Source organism: Promicromonospora sp. Marseille-Q5078 (assembly GCF_050315395.1).
Taxonomy (GTDB): domain Bacteria; phylum Actinomycetota; class Actinomycetes; order Actinomycetales; family Cellulomonadaceae; genus Isoptericola.
This window is the reverse complement of record NZ_JBNPQG010000001.1, coordinates 2,131,028-2,145,084: the sequence shown is the minus strand read 5'-3', so window position 1 is coordinate 2,145,084 and position 14,057 is coordinate 2,131,028. Positions and strand designations below refer to the sequence as shown.

General features: G+C 74.2%; 14 protein-coding genes and 1 pseudogene. 5 read left to right on the top strand and 10 right to left on the bottom strand.

The genetic code is table 11. The features are described from left to right. Position 1 precedes the first annotated feature (1 nt). Positions 2–1,219, top strand: a complete 1,218-nt coding sequence (locus ACQFYA_RS09920; RefSeq protein ID WP_499123580.1) for an acyl-CoA dehydrogenase family protein — start codon at positions 2–4, stop codon at positions 1,217–1,219. A gap of 60 nt (positions 1,220–1,279) precedes the next feature. Further along, positions 1,280–2,875: an AMP-binding protein gene (locus ACQFYA_RS09915; protein WP_499123579.1), complete on the top strand. Its 1,596-nt coding sequence runs from the start codon at positions 1,280–1,282 to the stop codon at positions 2,873–2,875. 98 nt (positions 2,876–2,973) lie between these two features. On the opposite strand, the gene ACQFYA_RS09910 is transcribed toward ACQFYA_RS09915, so the two are convergent. The 6 genes and pseudogenes from ACQFYA_RS09910 to ACQFYA_RS09885 all read right to left on the bottom strand — a co-directional run bounded on the left by ACQFYA_RS09910 (position 2,974) and on the right by ACQFYA_RS09885 (position 8,863). Next, positions 2,974–4,257, bottom strand: a complete 1,284-nt coding sequence (locus tag ACQFYA_RS09910; RefSeq protein WP_499123578.1) for an ABC transporter substrate-binding protein — start codon at positions 4,255–4,257, stop codon at positions 2,974–2,976. A 160-nt stretch (positions 4,258–4,417) separates the two neighbouring features. Next, positions 4,418–5,350 (bottom strand): annotated as a pseudogene (locus tag ACQFYA_RS09905) (branched-chain amino acid ABC transporter permease); the annotation flags it as partial. Beyond that, positions 5,347–6,225 carry a branched-chain amino acid ABC transporter permease gene (locus ACQFYA_RS09900; protein WP_499123575.1) on the bottom strand — a complete coding sequence of 293 codons (879 nt, stop codon included), beginning with the start codon at positions 6,223–6,225 and terminating at the stop codon, positions 5,347–5,349. The gene ACQFYA_RS09900 and the pseudogene ACQFYA_RS09905, both read right to left, overlap by 4 nt. A 9-nt stretch (positions 6,226–6,234) precedes the next feature. Then, positions 6,235–6,954: an ABC transporter ATP-binding protein gene (locus ACQFYA_RS09895; RefSeq protein WP_499123572.1), complete on the bottom strand. Its 720-nt coding sequence runs from the start codon at positions 6,952–6,954 to the stop codon at positions 6,235–6,237. Next, positions 6,951–7,757 carry an ABC transporter ATP-binding protein gene (locus ACQFYA_RS09890; protein WP_499123570.1) on the bottom strand — a complete coding sequence of 269 codons (807 nt, stop codon included), beginning with the start codon at positions 7,755–7,757 and terminating at the stop codon, positions 6,951–6,953. Before ACQFYA_RS09890 ends, ACQFYA_RS09895 begins: the two co-directional genes overlap by 4 nt. A gap of 188 nt (positions 7,758–7,945) precedes the next feature. Then, entirely contained in the window at positions 7,946–8,863 is a 918-nt protein-coding gene (locus ACQFYA_RS09885; RefSeq protein ID WP_499123568.1) for a phosphotransferase, read from the bottom strand. Between the two features lie 169 nt (positions 8,864–9,032). Here ACQFYA_RS09885 and ACQFYA_RS09880 point away from each other — a divergent pair, with 169 nt between their 5' ends. Next, positions 9,033–9,512 carry a DEAD/DEAH box helicase family protein gene (locus tag ACQFYA_RS09880; protein ID WP_499123567.1) on the top strand — a complete coding sequence of 160 codons (480 nt, stop codon included), beginning with the start codon at positions 9,033–9,035 and terminating at the stop codon, positions 9,510–9,512. 49 nt (positions 9,513–9,561) lie between these two features. On the opposite strand, the gene ACQFYA_RS09875 is transcribed toward ACQFYA_RS09880, so the two are convergent. The 4 genes from ACQFYA_RS09875 to ACQFYA_RS09860 all read right to left on the bottom strand — a co-directional run bounded on the left by ACQFYA_RS09875 (position 9,562) and on the right by ACQFYA_RS09860 (position 12,779). Beyond that, positions 9,562–10,299, bottom strand: a complete 738-nt coding sequence (locus ACQFYA_RS09875) for an SDR family oxidoreductase (RefSeq protein ID WP_499123565.1) — start codon at positions 10,297–10,299, stop codon at positions 9,562–9,564. Then, positions 10,296–11,312 carry an NADPH:quinone oxidoreductase family protein gene (locus tag ACQFYA_RS09870; RefSeq protein ID WP_499127492.1) on the bottom strand — a complete coding sequence of 339 codons (1,017 nt, stop codon included), beginning with the start codon at positions 11,310–11,312 and terminating at the stop codon, positions 10,296–10,298. Before ACQFYA_RS09870 ends, ACQFYA_RS09875 begins: the two co-directional genes overlap by 4 nt. 126 nt (positions 11,313–11,438) lie before the next feature. Beyond that, positions 11,439–12,023: a TetR/AcrR family transcriptional regulator gene (locus ACQFYA_RS09865; protein ID WP_499123563.1), complete on the bottom strand. Its 585-nt coding sequence runs from the start codon at positions 12,021–12,023 to the stop codon at positions 11,439–11,441. A 12-nt stretch (positions 12,024–12,035) separates the two neighbouring features. Continuing rightward, entirely contained in the window at positions 12,036–12,779 is a 744-nt protein-coding gene (locus ACQFYA_RS09860) for an SDR family oxidoreductase (protein ID WP_499127491.1), read from the bottom strand. A 119-nt stretch (positions 12,780–12,898) separates the two neighbouring features. On the opposite strand from ACQFYA_RS09860, the gene ACQFYA_RS09855 reads away from it, so the two are divergent. Next, the gene (locus tag ACQFYA_RS09855; RefSeq protein ID WP_499123561.1) at positions 12,899–13,429 is read left to right on the top strand and encodes a YbhB/YbcL family Raf kinase inhibitor-like protein; all 531 of its coding nucleotides are present in this window, start codon (positions 12,899–12,901) and stop codon (positions 13,427–13,429) included. Further along, entirely contained in the window at positions 13,426–14,010 is a 585-nt protein-coding gene (locus ACQFYA_RS09850; RefSeq protein ID WP_499123559.1) for a YbaK/EbsC family protein, read from the top strand. The genes ACQFYA_RS09855 and ACQFYA_RS09850 overlap by 4 nt, the downstream gene beginning before the upstream one ends. Positions 14,011–14,057 lie beyond the last annotated feature (47 nt).

Genomic DNA, 14,057 nt, shown 5'->3' with positions numbered 1-14,057 from the left:
CATGGACTTCGCCCCCGACGCGCGCACCGCCGACCTCACCGCGCAGGTGCGGGCCTTCCTGCACGAGCGCGTGCTGCCCGCCGAGCCCGTGCTCGACGCCCAGCTCGCCGGGACGCCCGGGGAGTGGTCGTTCCGCCCCGTCGTCCGCGAGCTGCAGGCGGCCGCCCGCGACCAGGGCCTGTGGAACCTCTTCCTCCCCGCCGGCGGGCCGACCGGTCCGTACGGTGCCGGCCTGACGAACCTGCAGTACGCGCCGCTGGCCGAGCTCACCGGCTGGAGCCCGCGCCTCGCGCCGGTCGCCCTCAACTGTGCGGCGCCCGACACCGGCAACATGGAGCTGCTGGCCCACTTCGGCACCCCCGAGCAGCGCGAGCGCTGGCTCGAGCCGCTGCTCGACGCGCGGATCCGCTCCGCGTTCTGCATGACCGAGCCCGACGTCGCGTCGTCGGACGCCACGCAGATCGGCACCCGGGTCCGCCGCGACGGCGACCACCTGGTGGTCACCGGGCGCAAGTGGTGGTCCACGGGCGCGATGAACCCCGACGCCGCGCTGCTGATCGTCATGGGCAAGACCGACCCCGAGGCGCCCCGGCACCGGCAGCAGTCCATGGTGCTGGTCCCCCGCGACACCCCCGGCGTGACGGTCGTGCGTCCCCTCACGGTCTTCGGCTACGACGACCGCGACCACGGCGGGCACGCGGAGATCGTCTTCGACGACGTCCGCGTCCCCGCCTCCGCGCTGCTGGGCGGCGAGGGCGAGGGGTTCGCCATCGCCCAGGCCCGCCTCGGTCCCGGGCGGATCCACCACTGCATGCGGGCCCTCGGCACGGCCGAGCGCGCCCTGGCGCTGGCCGGGGACCGGGCGCGCGGGCGCGTGGCGTTCGGCCGTCCGCTCGCCGAGCAGGGCGTGGTCCGCGCGTGGGTCGCCGACGCGCGGATCGAGATCGAGGCCCTGCGGCTGCTCGTGCTCAAGACGGCCTGGCTCATGGACACCGTCGGCAACAAGCAGGCCATGACGGAGATCCAGGCCATCAAGATCGCCGTCCCCCGGGCCGTCCAGAGGATCCTCGACCACGTCATGCAGCTGTTCGGCGCGGCCGGGCTCTCCGGCGACCAGCCCCTGGCCGAGATGTTCGCCGGCGCGCGGGCGCTGCGCCTCGCCGACGGCCCCGACGAGGTGCACCTGAGCGCGCTCGGCAAGGCCGAGCTCCGTCCCTGAGGCCCCGGCCCAGGGCGCACGAACACGAGTCCACCATCGACGACGAGGAGAGGACCTGACATGACCCACACCCCCGACGAGGCCGTCGACGGCCTCGGCTTCGGGACCCTGTCCCTGGCCAGCATCCTGGCCGAGACGGCCACGCGCTCCCCCGGCCGCCCCGCCCTGCACTTCATGGGCAGCACCACCCGGTACGGCGACCTGTGGGACCAGACCCGCGCCTACGCGGGCGCGATGGCGGCCCGCGGCATCGGACGCGGCGACCGCGTCGCGCTGATCGTGCCCAACGTCCCCGACTTCCCGCGGGCGTTCTACGCCGCGCAGGCCCTCGGCGCCGTCGTCGTGCCGGTGCACCTGCTGTTCAAGGCCCGGGAGATCGAGTTCGTGCTGCGCGACAGCGGCGCCGACCTGGTCGTGGTCGCCGCCCCGCTGCTCGCCGAGGCGCTGCCCGCGGCACAGGCCGCGGGCGTGCCCCTGGTCACCGTGCTCGCGCCGCCGGTCGCCGCCGGCGGGCCCGACCTGCCCCGGCTCGAGGACGAGGCCGCGGCCGCCGTCCCCGTGGCGCGCCACACCCCGGTGCACCCGACCGACGCGGCGACGATCCTGTACACGAGCGGCACCACCGGCACCCCGAAGGGCGCCGTCGGGTCGCACCTCGCCGCCGTCGAGCAGGTGCACTGCTCCCTCATCGACTCCTTCGACCTCACGCCGGACGACGTCGTGTTCGGCGGGCTGCCGCTGTTCCACGCGTTCGGCCAGATGGCCGTGATGAACATGGCCTTCCGGGTCGGCGCGTCCGTGGTGCTGCTGCCCCAGTTCGACCCCGACGCCGCGCTCGAGCTCCTCGTGGCCCACGGCGCCACCGTGTTCACCGCCGTGCCGACGATGTTCGTCGGCATGATCGAAGCGGCGGGGCGCACCGCGGCGCGCCCGCCCCTGCGGTACGCCGTCTCCGGCGGCGCGGCCCTGCCGACGGCGGTGCTCGAGGCCTTCTCGGACGCCTACGGCGCGGAGGTGCACGAGGGGTACGGGCTCACCGAGACATCGCCGTCGGTGTCGTTCAACGTGCTCGGCGAGCCGATCCGCCCGGGCACCGTGGGCCGGTCGATGTGGGGCGTGGACGTGGCCGTCGCCGACCCGCTCGTCGAGCCGCGGGTGGAGCTGCTGGCCGAGCCCGGCGCGCTCGGCGAGATCGTGGTGCGCGGCCACAACCTCATGAAGGGCTACCTCGGGCGCCCGGACGCCTCCGCGGCGGTCGTGGCCGACGGCTGGTTCCGCACCGGGGACCTCGGCACCGTCGACGCCGAGGGGATCATCACGATCGTCGACCGCAAGAAGGACATGATCATCCGCAACGGCTACAACGTGTATCCGACGGAGGTCGAGTCGGTCCTGGTCGGCCACCCCGACGTCGCCCTGGCCGCCGTCTTCGGGCTCGACGACGCGGTGCACGGGCAGGAGATCCACGCCGCCGTCGTGGCCGCCGACGGGCGCACCGTCGACGCCGAGATCCTCCGTGAGTACGTGCGCGACCGCGTCGCGGCGTTCAAGTACCCGCGGGTCGTGCACGTGGTGGACCAGCTCCCGATCGGCCCGAGCGGCAAGATCCTCAAGCGCACGCTCCAGGACCGGTTCGCGTCCTCTCCGGCGAGATAGAGAGGCGAACCTGGCGAGATAGAGAGGGCACGGACCACAGAGCCTGTGGTCCGTGCCCTCTCTATCTCGCCGGGTTCGCCTCTCTATCTCGCCGCGCTCTACGGGGCGGGGATGCCGTCGTTCTCGAGCGGCACCGGCTCGGCGTCCACCGCCGAGACGGACTCGCTGTCCACGCGGTAGGTGGCGCCGACGAAGTCCTGCACCCCGTCCTGGACGACCGCGATGCCGACCCCGTCGTACGCGGCGTGGTCGTCGGCGCCGAAGGTCAGTGGCAGGATGCCGTTGCCGACCAGCTCGCCGGACTCCACCGCCTCGACCAGCGACTCGCGCGTCGGGTCCTGCCCCGCCTTCGCGAGCGCCTCCGCGAAGACGTAGCCGAGACTCATGCCGTAGACCGTGTTGCCGTCGAACGCGGCGCCGTCGTTGTACTCGTCGTTGATCTGCTGGAACAGCTCGTACCAGTCCCCGCCGGGGCTGTTGGGCAGGTAGTTGGCGCTCACGAAGCCCTCGAGGAGCTGCGGGCCGACGTCCTCGCCCAGGAACCCGACGAGCGTCGGGTAGTCACCGCCGGACGACGACGCGTACCACTTCGGGAACCAGTCCATCTGCGCGGCGGTGCCGAGCGCCATCGCCGTGAACCCGTTGATGGTGGCCAGCAGGTTGATCTCGCAGCCGGCCTCCTTCATCGCGCCGATCTGCGCCGTCACGTCCTCGTTCGACGTCGAGTACGTCTGGGCGCTGGTCACGCCGTCCGGGCCGAGCGCGAGCTCCACCCCCTGGAGGAAGGTCTCGCCGAAGTCGTCGTCTTGGCCCAGCACGCACACGACGGCCCCGGGCTGCTCGTCGGCGGCGTACTGCGCGAGCGCAGCCCCCTCCACGACGTAGTCCGCGTTGAACCCGAACGTGCTCGGGTACTCCTCGGGCTGGTTCCAGGACGTGCTGCCCGAGGACACGAACAGGTCCGGCACCCCGTTCTGGTCGAGATAGTCCAGCACCGAGGAGTGGGTGGGCGTGCCCAGCCCGCCCAGCACGGCGAAGACGTCGTCCTCCTGGACGAGCTCGCGCACCACGGTCTGGGTGGTGGCCGGGTTGTAGCCGTCGTCCTTCACCACGTAGTCGATGGTGCGGCCGTTGATCCCGCCGTTCTCGTTGACGTAGTCGAAGTACGCCGACGTCGCCGCCGAGATGGACGAGAACCCGGCGGCCGCCGGGCCGGTCAGGGGCTGGTGCGTGCCGACCGTGACCGTCGCGTCGTCGATGCCGGGGGTCGCGGCGGCCGGGCTGCTGCACGCCGTGAGGGTCAGGCCGACGACGACGGCGGAGGCCGCGGCGGCGGCCCGCACGGCGGGCGAGGGGGTGGGCGTGGGGGTGTGATTCCGCATCGGAGTCACCTCTCTGTGATCGGTTGCGGGTCGGGTCGGGTGTCGGACGGCGGGGGAGGGCGGGCGCGGGCGTGCGGGTCAGGCGGCGGGCGAGGCGGGCGCGCGGGCCGGCGGTGGCCGCCGCGAGGCCGCCCGGCCAGGCGAGGGTGACGGCGACGAGGAGCGCGCCGAAGACGGCGACGGCGAGATTGCCGGACAGCCGCTGCGCGAGGTCGGCGGGCAGCCCCGACACGGCGGTGTCGACGAGCCACGGCAGCAGCACGACCAGCGCGGCCCCGGCCGCCGCTCCCCCGATGCTGCCGAGGCCGCCGACGACGACGGCCACCAGGAGCAGCAGGGAGAACGCGAGCGAGTAGCGGCCGGGGCTGACGTTCTGCGTCACGACGGCCAGCACGGCCCCGCCGAGCCCGGCCGCCACGGAGCTCACGAGGAAGGCGCCGACCTTGACGCGGGCCGGCGAGACGCCGGCGAGCCGGGCCGCGACCTCGTCGCCGTGCACGGCGCGCATGCGCAGCCCGGGCCGGCCGGAGCGCAGGACGACGAGCGGGGTGACGACGACCGCGGCGACCAGGACCGCGATCCAGGCGTGCCACTGCTCCACGACCATCAGGCCCGCGAGCGGCGCGGGCACCCCCTCGAACGGGACGCTCAGCCCCTGGTCCTTGCCCAGCCCGGGGACCTGCGTCGCGAGGGCGGGCAGCGCGATGACGAGGGCGAGCGTCAGGCCCGCGAGGTAGGGGCCGCGCAGGCGCGCGCCGGCGAGCCCGAGCAGACCGCCGACGGCGCCCGAGAGGGCCAGCGCCCCGAGGATGCCGAGGGCGAACCGGGCGGGTCCGCCGAGCCCGGCGTCGGCGGCGGGCGCGCTCGCGAGGGCGTACCCGTACCCGCCGGCGGCCATGAGGACGGCGTGCCCGAGCGAGAGCTGGCCGGTGAGGCCGACGAGCAGCGTCAGCCCCGCCGTCGCGCAGAACGTGGCCGCGACGACGGCGAGCTGGTAGTTGCGGAACGGGTCCAGGGCGAACGTCGCGGCGAGGGCGAGCACCGTGAGCAGCAGGGCGCGCAGGACGATCGTCCGGGTGCGGGTCGGGGTCATGCGGTCCGGGCCTCCCTCGTGGCGAAGATGCCGCCGGGGCGCACCAGCAGCACGACGGTGAGCAGGGCGAGGACCGCGAGGGGCGCCAGCCCCGCGGAGGCGTAGCCGGTGACGAGGCTGACGAGCACGCCCACGACGAGCCCGCCCACGAGCGCCCCGGCGGGCGAGTCGAGGCCGCCCAGCACCGCGACGGTGAACGCGTGCACGAAGAGCACGTCGCCGGAGTGGGCGTTGAGCCCGAGCTCGGTCGGCACCAGGAGCAGCACCGCGAGCGACGCCACCGCGGACGAGAGCATCCAGCCGATGGTCACCATCCGCGGGACGCGGACCCCCAGCAGGCGTGACACCTCGGGCGCGACGGCGGAGGCCCGCAGCTGGAGGCCGAGCGTGGACCGGTTGAACAGCAGGCCGAGCCCGACGACCACCACGAGCGCCACGACGAGCACGAACAGGTCGTAGCGGGAGAGCACCGGGACGCTGCCGACGTACAGCGGCGACTGGGAGAGCACCGGCGCCATGGGCCGGTGCTGCGGTCCGACCAGGATGCCCAGGGTCGACTGCAGCACCATGACCAGCCCGATCGCGACGATCATCCCGGGCAGCGGGGTGCGCCCGGCCACGTGCCGCATCAGGCCGCGCTCGACCGCGACGCCGAGCAGGGCCCCGGTCACGAGGGCCGCCAGGAGCGCGAGCACGTACGACCCGGTGGCCTGCTGGACGGCGAACGCGACGTACACGGCCACGACGGCCATGGCCGCCTGCGCGAAGTTCACGATCCGGGCGGCGCGCCAGATGATGACGAGCGACAGGGCGAAGAGCGCGATGACGAGGCCGCGCGCGACGCCGGTGGAGACGAGCAGGACGAGCCGGTCCATGGATACCTCTCAGAAGCCCAGGTAGGCGTGACGGAGGGCGGGGTCGGCGGCGAGGTCGGCCGCCGGCGCGTCGGCGACGACCTGCCCGAGGCCGAGCACGACGCCGCGGTCCGCGATCGACAGCGCGCTGGTGACGTTCTGCTCGGCGAGCAGCACGGTGAGCCCGGTGGCGTCGGCCGCGGACCTCAGGACGGCGAAGAGCTGCGCCACGACGCGGGGTGCGAGGCCGAGCGAGGGCTCGTCGAGCAGGAGCACGCGCGGACGGGAGATCAGGGCGCGGGCGAGGGCGAGCATCTGGCGCTCGCCGCCGGAGAGCTGGTGCCCCGCGCTCGCGCGGCGGCGGGCGAGCGGCTCGAACAGGCCGTACATCTCGTCGACGGCCACGCGGCGCTCCGCGCGCCCGGCGCACCGCCACAGCGCGCCGAGCTGGAGGTTCTCCTCGACCGTGAGCTCCGCGACGACGCTCCGCCCCTCCGGCACCTGGGCGAGCCCGCGCCGGGACCGGTCCTCGACGCTCACCGCGCCGAGGTCGTCGCCGTCGAGCAGCACCCGCCCCGCGCGGGGCGTGAGCAGCCCGGACAGGGCGCGCAGCACCGTCGTCTTGCCCGCCCCGTTGGCCCCGAGGAGCGCCACCACGGCCCCGGGCGCGACCTCGAGCGTCAGCCGGTCCACGACCGGCGCCCCCGCGTAGCCGACGACGAGCCCGTCGACGGCCAGCGCCGCCGTCATCGGGCCGCCTCCAGCCCGAGGTAGGCCGCCTCGACCGCGGGGTCGGCCCGGACCTCGTCGGGCGTGCCGCACGCGACCACCCGCCCGAAGTCGAGCACCACGACGCGGTCCGCGACCTCCATGACGAAGTCGACGTGGTGCTCGACGAGGAGCACCGAGCGGCCGTCACCGACCACGCCGCGCACGAGGCCGGCCAGCTCGCGGATGTCCTCGGGGCCCAGCCCGCCCGCCGGCTCGTCGAGCAGCAGCAGGCGGGGCCGCGTCACGAGCGCCCGGGCGAGGGCGACCCGCTTGCGCTCGGGGTAGGACAGCGCGTCCACGGCGACGTGCGCGACGTCGAGCAGCCCGAGCCGCTCCAGCGCGGCCCGGGCCGCGGCGACGTCGTCCCCGCCCCGACCTCGCCCGGCGGCGGGGACCTGGACGTTCTCCAGGACCGTCATCCCGTCGAACAGCCCGAGGCCCTGCAGCGTCCGCGCCACGCCGCGCTCGAGGAGCCGCGACGTCGACGACGGCGCCGGCCGGCCATCGATCCGCACGGTTCCGCTCCGGGGCCGCACCAGGCCGCAGACCACGTTGAAGACGGTCGTCTTGCCGGCCCCGTTGGGCCCGATGAGGGCGACGACCTCGCCCTCGCCCACCGTGAGGCCGACGCCGTCGAGCGCGGTGAGGCCGCCGAACGTGACGGTCAGGGACTCCACCTCGAGCCGCGGGACCGGGGCCGCGGCCCGGTCCTCGGCCGCGGGCGGGCCGGACCTCACGTCCGGTCGCGCGGCGGCCGCCGGGGGGATCGACGAGCGGGACATCGGCACCTCTTCGTGTCGGGTGCGCCCACGATAGCCGAAAAACCGACTGGCCGGTATGTCATTCTGGAGAATGTTGCACGGCGATGCCGAGCAGGGGTCGGCTTTCGGGATCACACCCGGGTCTCGCGAACCCGCGTCCGTGCACCATGGCAGGGGTGGGCGTCAGGTCACGGCCCGCGGTCGAGGCCTTAGTCGACCAGGTCCTCGCACCTGATGGACCGTCCAGCGTCGAGGCGGTCCAGGCCGCGCTCAGCGATCGTCTGGTACCAGTCGACCACGGCCGCGCCGTGCGCATGACGAATCGACCAGTCCACCTGACGCAAGCTCATGTGTGCCCACCACCGACGGAGCGGCTGCTGCGGCGCGCCGGCCATCCGATCCAGCACCTCGCCAAGTCCTGCCCGGTCGAGTCCGTGGCAGCCGGTTCGGGTGCGCAGCCTGTGACTCAGGTCGAAGGACAAGGTCGTCAGAGCGAATCGGCGATCCCCTCGGGCCGCTCCGTCCCAGTCGACCAGGCCGGTGACCCGACCGTCCTGCACCAGAACGTTTCCCGGATGAAAGTCGAGATGCACCAGGTCGTCGCCGCGCTCGCAGGAACCGTCGAGACCGATCTCGCGGACCCGTGCCAACAACCGTCGGCTGCGGTCGTCGTGGGACATCAAGGTCTCGTGGAGGCAGAAGCCGGGCCCGCTGGACGACAGGTACAGCTCAAGGTCGTCGGCATGATCGCCGAGTCCGGCGAACGTCTCGACCAGGTCGAGCAGATGCCGCACCAGGTCGTTGTCGACCTGCGCCGGCGCTGCGCCCCTGAGCCGCCCCTGGATAAGTGCTCGTGCTGTACCGAGATCGACGATCGCCTGGTACGCCGGGACGGGAACGCCTGCTGCGGCAGCCCTGGTGAGCAGTCGACCGGTGCGCTCGACCTCCTCGACCGTTGCCCCCGTCCTGGTCAGCACTCCGGCTCGGCGGTCGGGCCATCGAACGTACGCCGCCCCCACCTCACCGTGATCCGCCAGACCTGTCAGCTGCAACCCGGCACCGGTGCGGCGATTCACCTCGGCGAGCATCTCTTCCGCGTCCAGGCGCGGCGTACGGTCCGGAATCACGATGAACCAGGCTATATGGAGCACCCACGGCCTCCTGCAGCACGACCAGCTCACCTCCGATCCGACTGCGTCGTCGACGACCTTCGTGCCGGAGAACCTGACCTGGAGGACACGAGCGCGTCTGCAATTTCGGTCGATCCGACCGCCGCGAGGTCCTACCGTGCTCCGGATGAACTTCTACGTGCTGGGTGCCCCTGGGTCGGGGAAGTCGGCCGTCGTGCCCGTCCTCAAGAGTCTGCTTCCGAGCCACGCGGTCATCGACTGGGACGCTCTCGCGACGCCGGCGTCCGAGCTCGCAGGAACGACGATCAGCACGGCACCTCATACCTGGAGCGCGTACGAGAACCTCGTCCGTTCCGCGCTGCAGGCCATCGAGCCGATCCCGAGCGTCCTGCTCGGCGTGGCGACTCCCGACCAGCTCTCGGGCTGGCCCTTGGACGCGTGGTTGCTCCTGGACTGTGGCGACGACGAGCGGCGGAGACGGCTCGCGCCACGAGGCGATGCCGTCGACGTCCCCGACGCCTTGCGGGATGCCGAGGCATGCCGGGGCCTCGGCCTGCCCGCGATCGACACCACCACCCTGAGCCCCGGTGCCGTGGCCGCCCGGATCGCGTCCTGGGTCCAGGCGGCGCCCGAGCGGCACCCCTGACGCACGGGTCGGGCAACCTGCTCCGCACGCCACGCACGGGTTCGTGCAGTCAGCGGTGGCCGACGCCGGCGGTCATGCCGCCGTCGACGACGATCTCGGCGCCCGTCATGTAGGCGGAGTCGTCGCTCGCGAGGAAGACGACCGCGCCGGCGAGGTCGTCGGTCCGCCCGCCGCGCCCGAGCGGGATCGGCAGGCGGCTCGGGTCGATCCGGCCGGTCATGGCCGTGTCCACCCACCCCGGGTGCACGGAGTTCGCGCGGATCCCCGCGCGCCCCAGCTCGACGGCGACGGACTTGGTCAGGCCGCGCACGCCGAACTTGGCCGCGACGTAGCCGTGCAGGCCCTCGCTGCCGAAGAGCCCCTCGACCGACGAGATGTTGACGATGGACCCGCGCCCGGCGGCGCGCATGGTCGGCACCACCGCCTGGCACCCGAGGAAGGTGCCGGTGAGGTTCACCGCGATCACCGCGTCCCACTTGGCCCGGGTGTAGTGCTCGAGGGGCCCGGCGTTCGCGATCCCGGCGTTGTTCACGAGCACGTCGAGCGCGCCCCAGGCCTTCATCGTCGCGGCCACGACGCGCGCCCAGGCCTCCTCGTCGGTGACGTCGAGCCGCTCGAACCGGGCCCGGTCACCGAGCTCGGCGGCGAGCGCCTCCCCCTCGGCCTCGAGCAGGTCGGCGACGACCACCCGCGCCCCCTCGGCGTGCAGGGCGCGGACGTACGACTCCCCGAGCCCGCGGGCTCCGCCGGTGACGACCGCGACCCGCCCGTCCAGGCGCCCGGTCACGCGCCCTCCCCCGGGGACGCGACGCGGACCACGAGCCGGCCGGTGGTCCGGCCGTCCGCGAGGCGCTGCACCGCGGCGGGCGCGTCGCCGAACTCCACGACGCCCTCGACGACGGGCCGCACGCGGCCCGCGGCGGCGAGCTCGGTGAGCCGCGCGTGCGCGTCGTCGACGAGGTCGGGACGCCGCTGCTGGTAGAGCGCCCAGTGCAGCCCGAGGACCGAGTAGTTCTTCACCAGCGCATGGTTCGCACGCACCGGCGGGATCTCGCCGCTGGCGAAGCCCACGACCACGATCCGTCCCTCGAAGGCGACGCAGCGCGTGGACTGCTCGAACGAGGTGCCGCCGACCGGGTCGAAGACGACGTCCGCCCCCGCGCCCGCGGTCAGCTCCTTGACCTGCGCGGCGAGGTCGGCCCCGTCGGCCCTGTCGGCTCCGCGCACGATCACGCGCTCCGCGCCCGCCGCCCGGGCCACGTCGGCCTTGGCCTCGCTGCCGACGACGCCGATCACGCGCGCGCCCGCGGCGGCACCGAGCTGGCAGGCGGCCGTCCCGACCCCGCCCGCGGCGGCGTGCACGAGCAGGGTCTCCCCCGCCCGCAGGCCGGCCCGCCGGTGCAGGCCGAACCAGGCGGTCTGGTAGGCGATGGTCAGCGCCGCCGCCTGCGCGTCGTCGAGCGTCTCCGGGGCGAGCCGCACGGACTCGACCGGCACGGTGGCGTACTGCGACAGCACGCCGATCGTCGAGCCGACCACGCGGTCGCCCACCGCGACCCTCCTGGCGGAGACACCCGGCCCCAGCGCGGCCACGTCGCCGGACAGCTCGATCCCCGGGACGAACGGGAGCTCCGGCTGCACCTGGTACCGGCCGCGGGCCAGCAGCGCGTCGGGGAAGTTCACCGCGACCGCCCGCACCCGCACGAGCACCTCGCCGGGACCGGGCTCCGGGACGGGGACGTCCGCGAGCTCGAGCACCTCGGACGGTTCCCCGTGGCGCACGACGCGCCAGGCGCGCATCGTCGCCGGGGTGTCGGTCGCCGGCGCCGGGGTCTCGACGGGGTCGGGGGTCGGGCGGGGCAGCGTCGTCATCGTCGCTCTCGTCTCGTCGGGGTCCCGCCCGCGGAGCACCCGGGGCGGCGTCGGTCAGGTGGTGGAGGTGCGGATCCCACGCAGGAACAGCTCCGTGAGCTGCTGGGCCACCTCGGTCTTGGTCTCGGGCCCCGCGGGCGAGTACCAGTGCGACAGGTAGTGCACGTCGCTGAAGAAGTGCGCGACGAGCAGCGACCGGGGCACGTCCGTACGGAAGACGCCCTCGTCCTGGCCGCGCCGCAGCAGGGCCGCGAACTCGTCGTGGTACTCGCGCCGCCGCTGGGTGACCTCCTTGAGCCGCGGCTCGGCGAGCATGTGCATGCTGCGGAAGAAGACGGTGCCCTCCGGCAGGAAGTCGATCGACGTCTCGACGACGTCCACGCACACGGCCCGCACGACGTCCTGCACCGGCCCGCCCGCGGCGACGATCTCGTCGAGGTGGGCCTTCTGCAGCGACAGCATCCGGTCGTAGATGGCGAACAGCAGGTCGTCCTTGGACTGGAAGTAGTGGTACATCGCGCCCTTGGTGACGCCCGCGGCCTCGACGATCTGCTGCACGCTCGTGGTGGCGTACCCCTGCGTGGCGAACAGGTCCAGGGCGGCCGCGGTGACCCGGTCGGCGACGTGGGTGCTCTTCATGGCTCCCATCCTTCACCCCACCGGCGCGATGCTCGCGCCGCCGTCGATCCGGAGCGTCTGGCCCGTCACCCACGCCGCGTCGTCGGAGAGCAGGAAGGCGACCGGCCCGGCCACGTCGTCCGGCTCGCCGAGGCGGGCCAGCGGGTAGCGCGCGACCGCCTCGTCCTCGTGGCCCTCGTAGAGCGCCCGGGAGAAGCGCGTCCGCACGACGGCCGGGGCCACGGCGTTCACGCGGAGCGCCGGCGCCAGCTCCTGGGCGAGCTGCTGCGTGAGGTTGATCAGGGCCGCCTTGGACGCGCCGTAGAAGGCGATGTTCGGGCTGGACGACGTCCCCGAGATGGACGACACGTTCACGATCGAGCGGCTCAGCCCCGCGGCGACCGTGTCCCGCGTCCACTCGAGCGCCGCCACGACGTTCACCTCGAGGATCTTGCGCGCCACGCCGGGGTCCACCTCGAGCGCCGGGCCCCAGGCAGGGTTGATGCCGGCGTTGTTCACCAGGTGGTCCAGGCGCCCGTGCTTCTCGGCGACGTGGGCGAGGACGGCGGCCCGGTGCTCCGGGTCGTCCACCTTGCCCGCGACGCCCGAGGCGTGCTCGGGCCCGAGGGCGGCGACCGCCTCGTCGAGCGCGTCCTGCCTGCGCCCGGTGAGGACGACGGCGGCGCCCTCGTCGACGAGCCGACGCGCCACGGCCAGGCCGATCCCCCGGGAGCCGCCGGTCACGAGCGCGACCCTGCCTGCGAACCTGAGCACCATCGCCTCCTCGCGCCGCCCGAGCGGGCGTACCGTCTGGTCGGTTTGCGCGAGCACCGTACCATGGCACGCCCGCGTCGCGTCCTGGCCAGCACCGCCACCGGTCGGGCAGCATGACCCACATGGACTTCGAACGCCCGCTTCCCCCCGACCCGTACTCGCTGCTCCCCGTCCCCGCCACGTTCACGCTCAAGAGCATGGACGTCGCCGAGGGCGAGCCCCTCGCCGTCGACTTCAGCGTCGACGGCGCGGACGTGTCGCCGCACCTCACGTGGTCCGGCGCGCCGGAGGGCACGCGGTCGTACGTGGTGACCTGCTTCGACCCGGACGCGCCGACGCCGTCGGGGTACTGGCACTGGACCGCCGTCGACCTGCCCGCCGACGTGACGTCCCTGGACCGCGGCGCGGGGGCCACGGGCGGGGCCGCGCTCCCCGCCGGGGCGTTCCACGTGCCGAGCGACGGCGGGCGCCTCGGCTTCGAGGGCGCCGGCCCGCCGCCCGGCGACCACCCGCACCGTTACGTCTTCGCGGTGCACGCCCTCGACGTGCCGTCGCTGGGCCTGTCCGAGGAGAACAGCCCGGTCCACGTCGCCTTCAACGTCTACTTCCACGTCCTCGCGCGCGCCACGCTCACGGCGACCTACCGGCGATGAGCGGCACGACGGCCGGGCTCCCGATCCTCGGCGACCTCCCCTGGGCGCCCGCGCTGGAGCACCCGGACCTGCTCGCCGCCCCCGTGCTGGCCGCCCTGGAGTCCTGGGCCGGCGACGACGCCCGGGTGCGCGGGCAGGTCGCGGTGGCCGAGATCGACCCGGACCACGCGGACACCGCCACGCTGAACGACGTGCACGGCCTGCCGCCCGAGGCGTCCGCGAACTGCGTGGTCGTGGCGGGCCGCCGGGGCGACGTCGAGCGGGTCGCCGCGTGCGTCGTCACGGCCACGACGTTCGCCGACGTGAACACCCGGGTGCGCAAGCTGCTCGACGCCCGCAAGGCGTCGTTCCTGCCCACCGACCGGGCGACGGCGGAGTCCGGGATGGAGTACGGCGGCATCACCCCGGTGGGCCTGCCCGGCGGCTGGCGCGTGCTCGTGGACGCCCGGTTCGCCGAGCCCGGGGCGCTGGCGCTGATGGGCTCCGGCCTGCGCCGGTCCAAGCTGCTCATGCCGGGCGAGCTGCTGTGCGCGATGCCGCGCGTCGAGGTGGTCGACGACCTCGGCGTGGCCCGCGGCTGACGCACGACGCCCCGCCGCCCGGCCTCTGCGGTCGGGGGCGGGGCGTC

Coding starts and splice junctions, on each gene's coding strand:
- ACQFYA_RS09920 (WP_499123580.1), top strand. CDS start 2: ATGGACTTCGCCCCCGACGCGCGCACCGCCGACCTCACCGCGCAGGTG.
- ACQFYA_RS09915 (WP_499123579.1), top strand. CDS start 1,280: ATGACCCACACCCCCGACGAGGCCGTCGACGGCCTCGGCTTCGGGACC.
- ACQFYA_RS09910 (WP_499123578.1), bottom strand. CDS start 4,257: ATGCGGAATCACACCCCCACGCCCACCCCCTCGCCCGCCGTGCGGGCC.
- ACQFYA_RS09900 (WP_499123575.1), bottom strand. CDS start 6,225: ATGGACCGGCTCGTCCTGCTCGTCTCCACCGGCGTCGCGCGCGGCCTC.
- ACQFYA_RS09895 (WP_499123572.1), bottom strand. CDS start 6,954: ATGACGGCGGCGCTGGCCGTCGACGGGCTCGTCGTCGGCTACGCGGGG.
- ACQFYA_RS09890 (WP_499123570.1), bottom strand. CDS start 7,757: ATGTCCCGCTCGTCGATCCCCCCGGCGGCCGCCGCGCGACCGGACGTG.
- ACQFYA_RS09880 (WP_499123567.1), top strand. CDS start 9,033: ATGAACTTCTACGTGCTGGGTGCCCCTGGGTCGGGGAAGTCGGCCGTC.
- ACQFYA_RS09870 (WP_499127492.1), bottom strand. CDS start 11,312: ATGCGCGCCTGGCGCGTCGTGCGCCACGGGGAACCGTCCGAGGTGCTC.
- ACQFYA_RS09865 (WP_499123563.1), bottom strand. CDS start 12,023: ATGAAGAGCACCCACGTCGCCGACCGGGTCACCGCGGCCGCCCTGGAC.
- ACQFYA_RS09860 (WP_499127491.1), bottom strand. CDS start 12,779: ATGGTGCTCAGGTTCGCAGGCAGGGTCGCGCTCGTGACCGGCGGCTCC.
- ACQFYA_RS09855 (WP_499123561.1), top strand. CDS start 12,899: ATGGACTTCGAACGCCCGCTTCCCCCCGACCCGTACTCGCTGCTCCCC.
- ACQFYA_RS09850 (WP_499123559.1), top strand. CDS start 13,426: ATGAGCGGCACGACGGCCGGGCTCCCGATCCTCGGCGACCTCCCCTGG.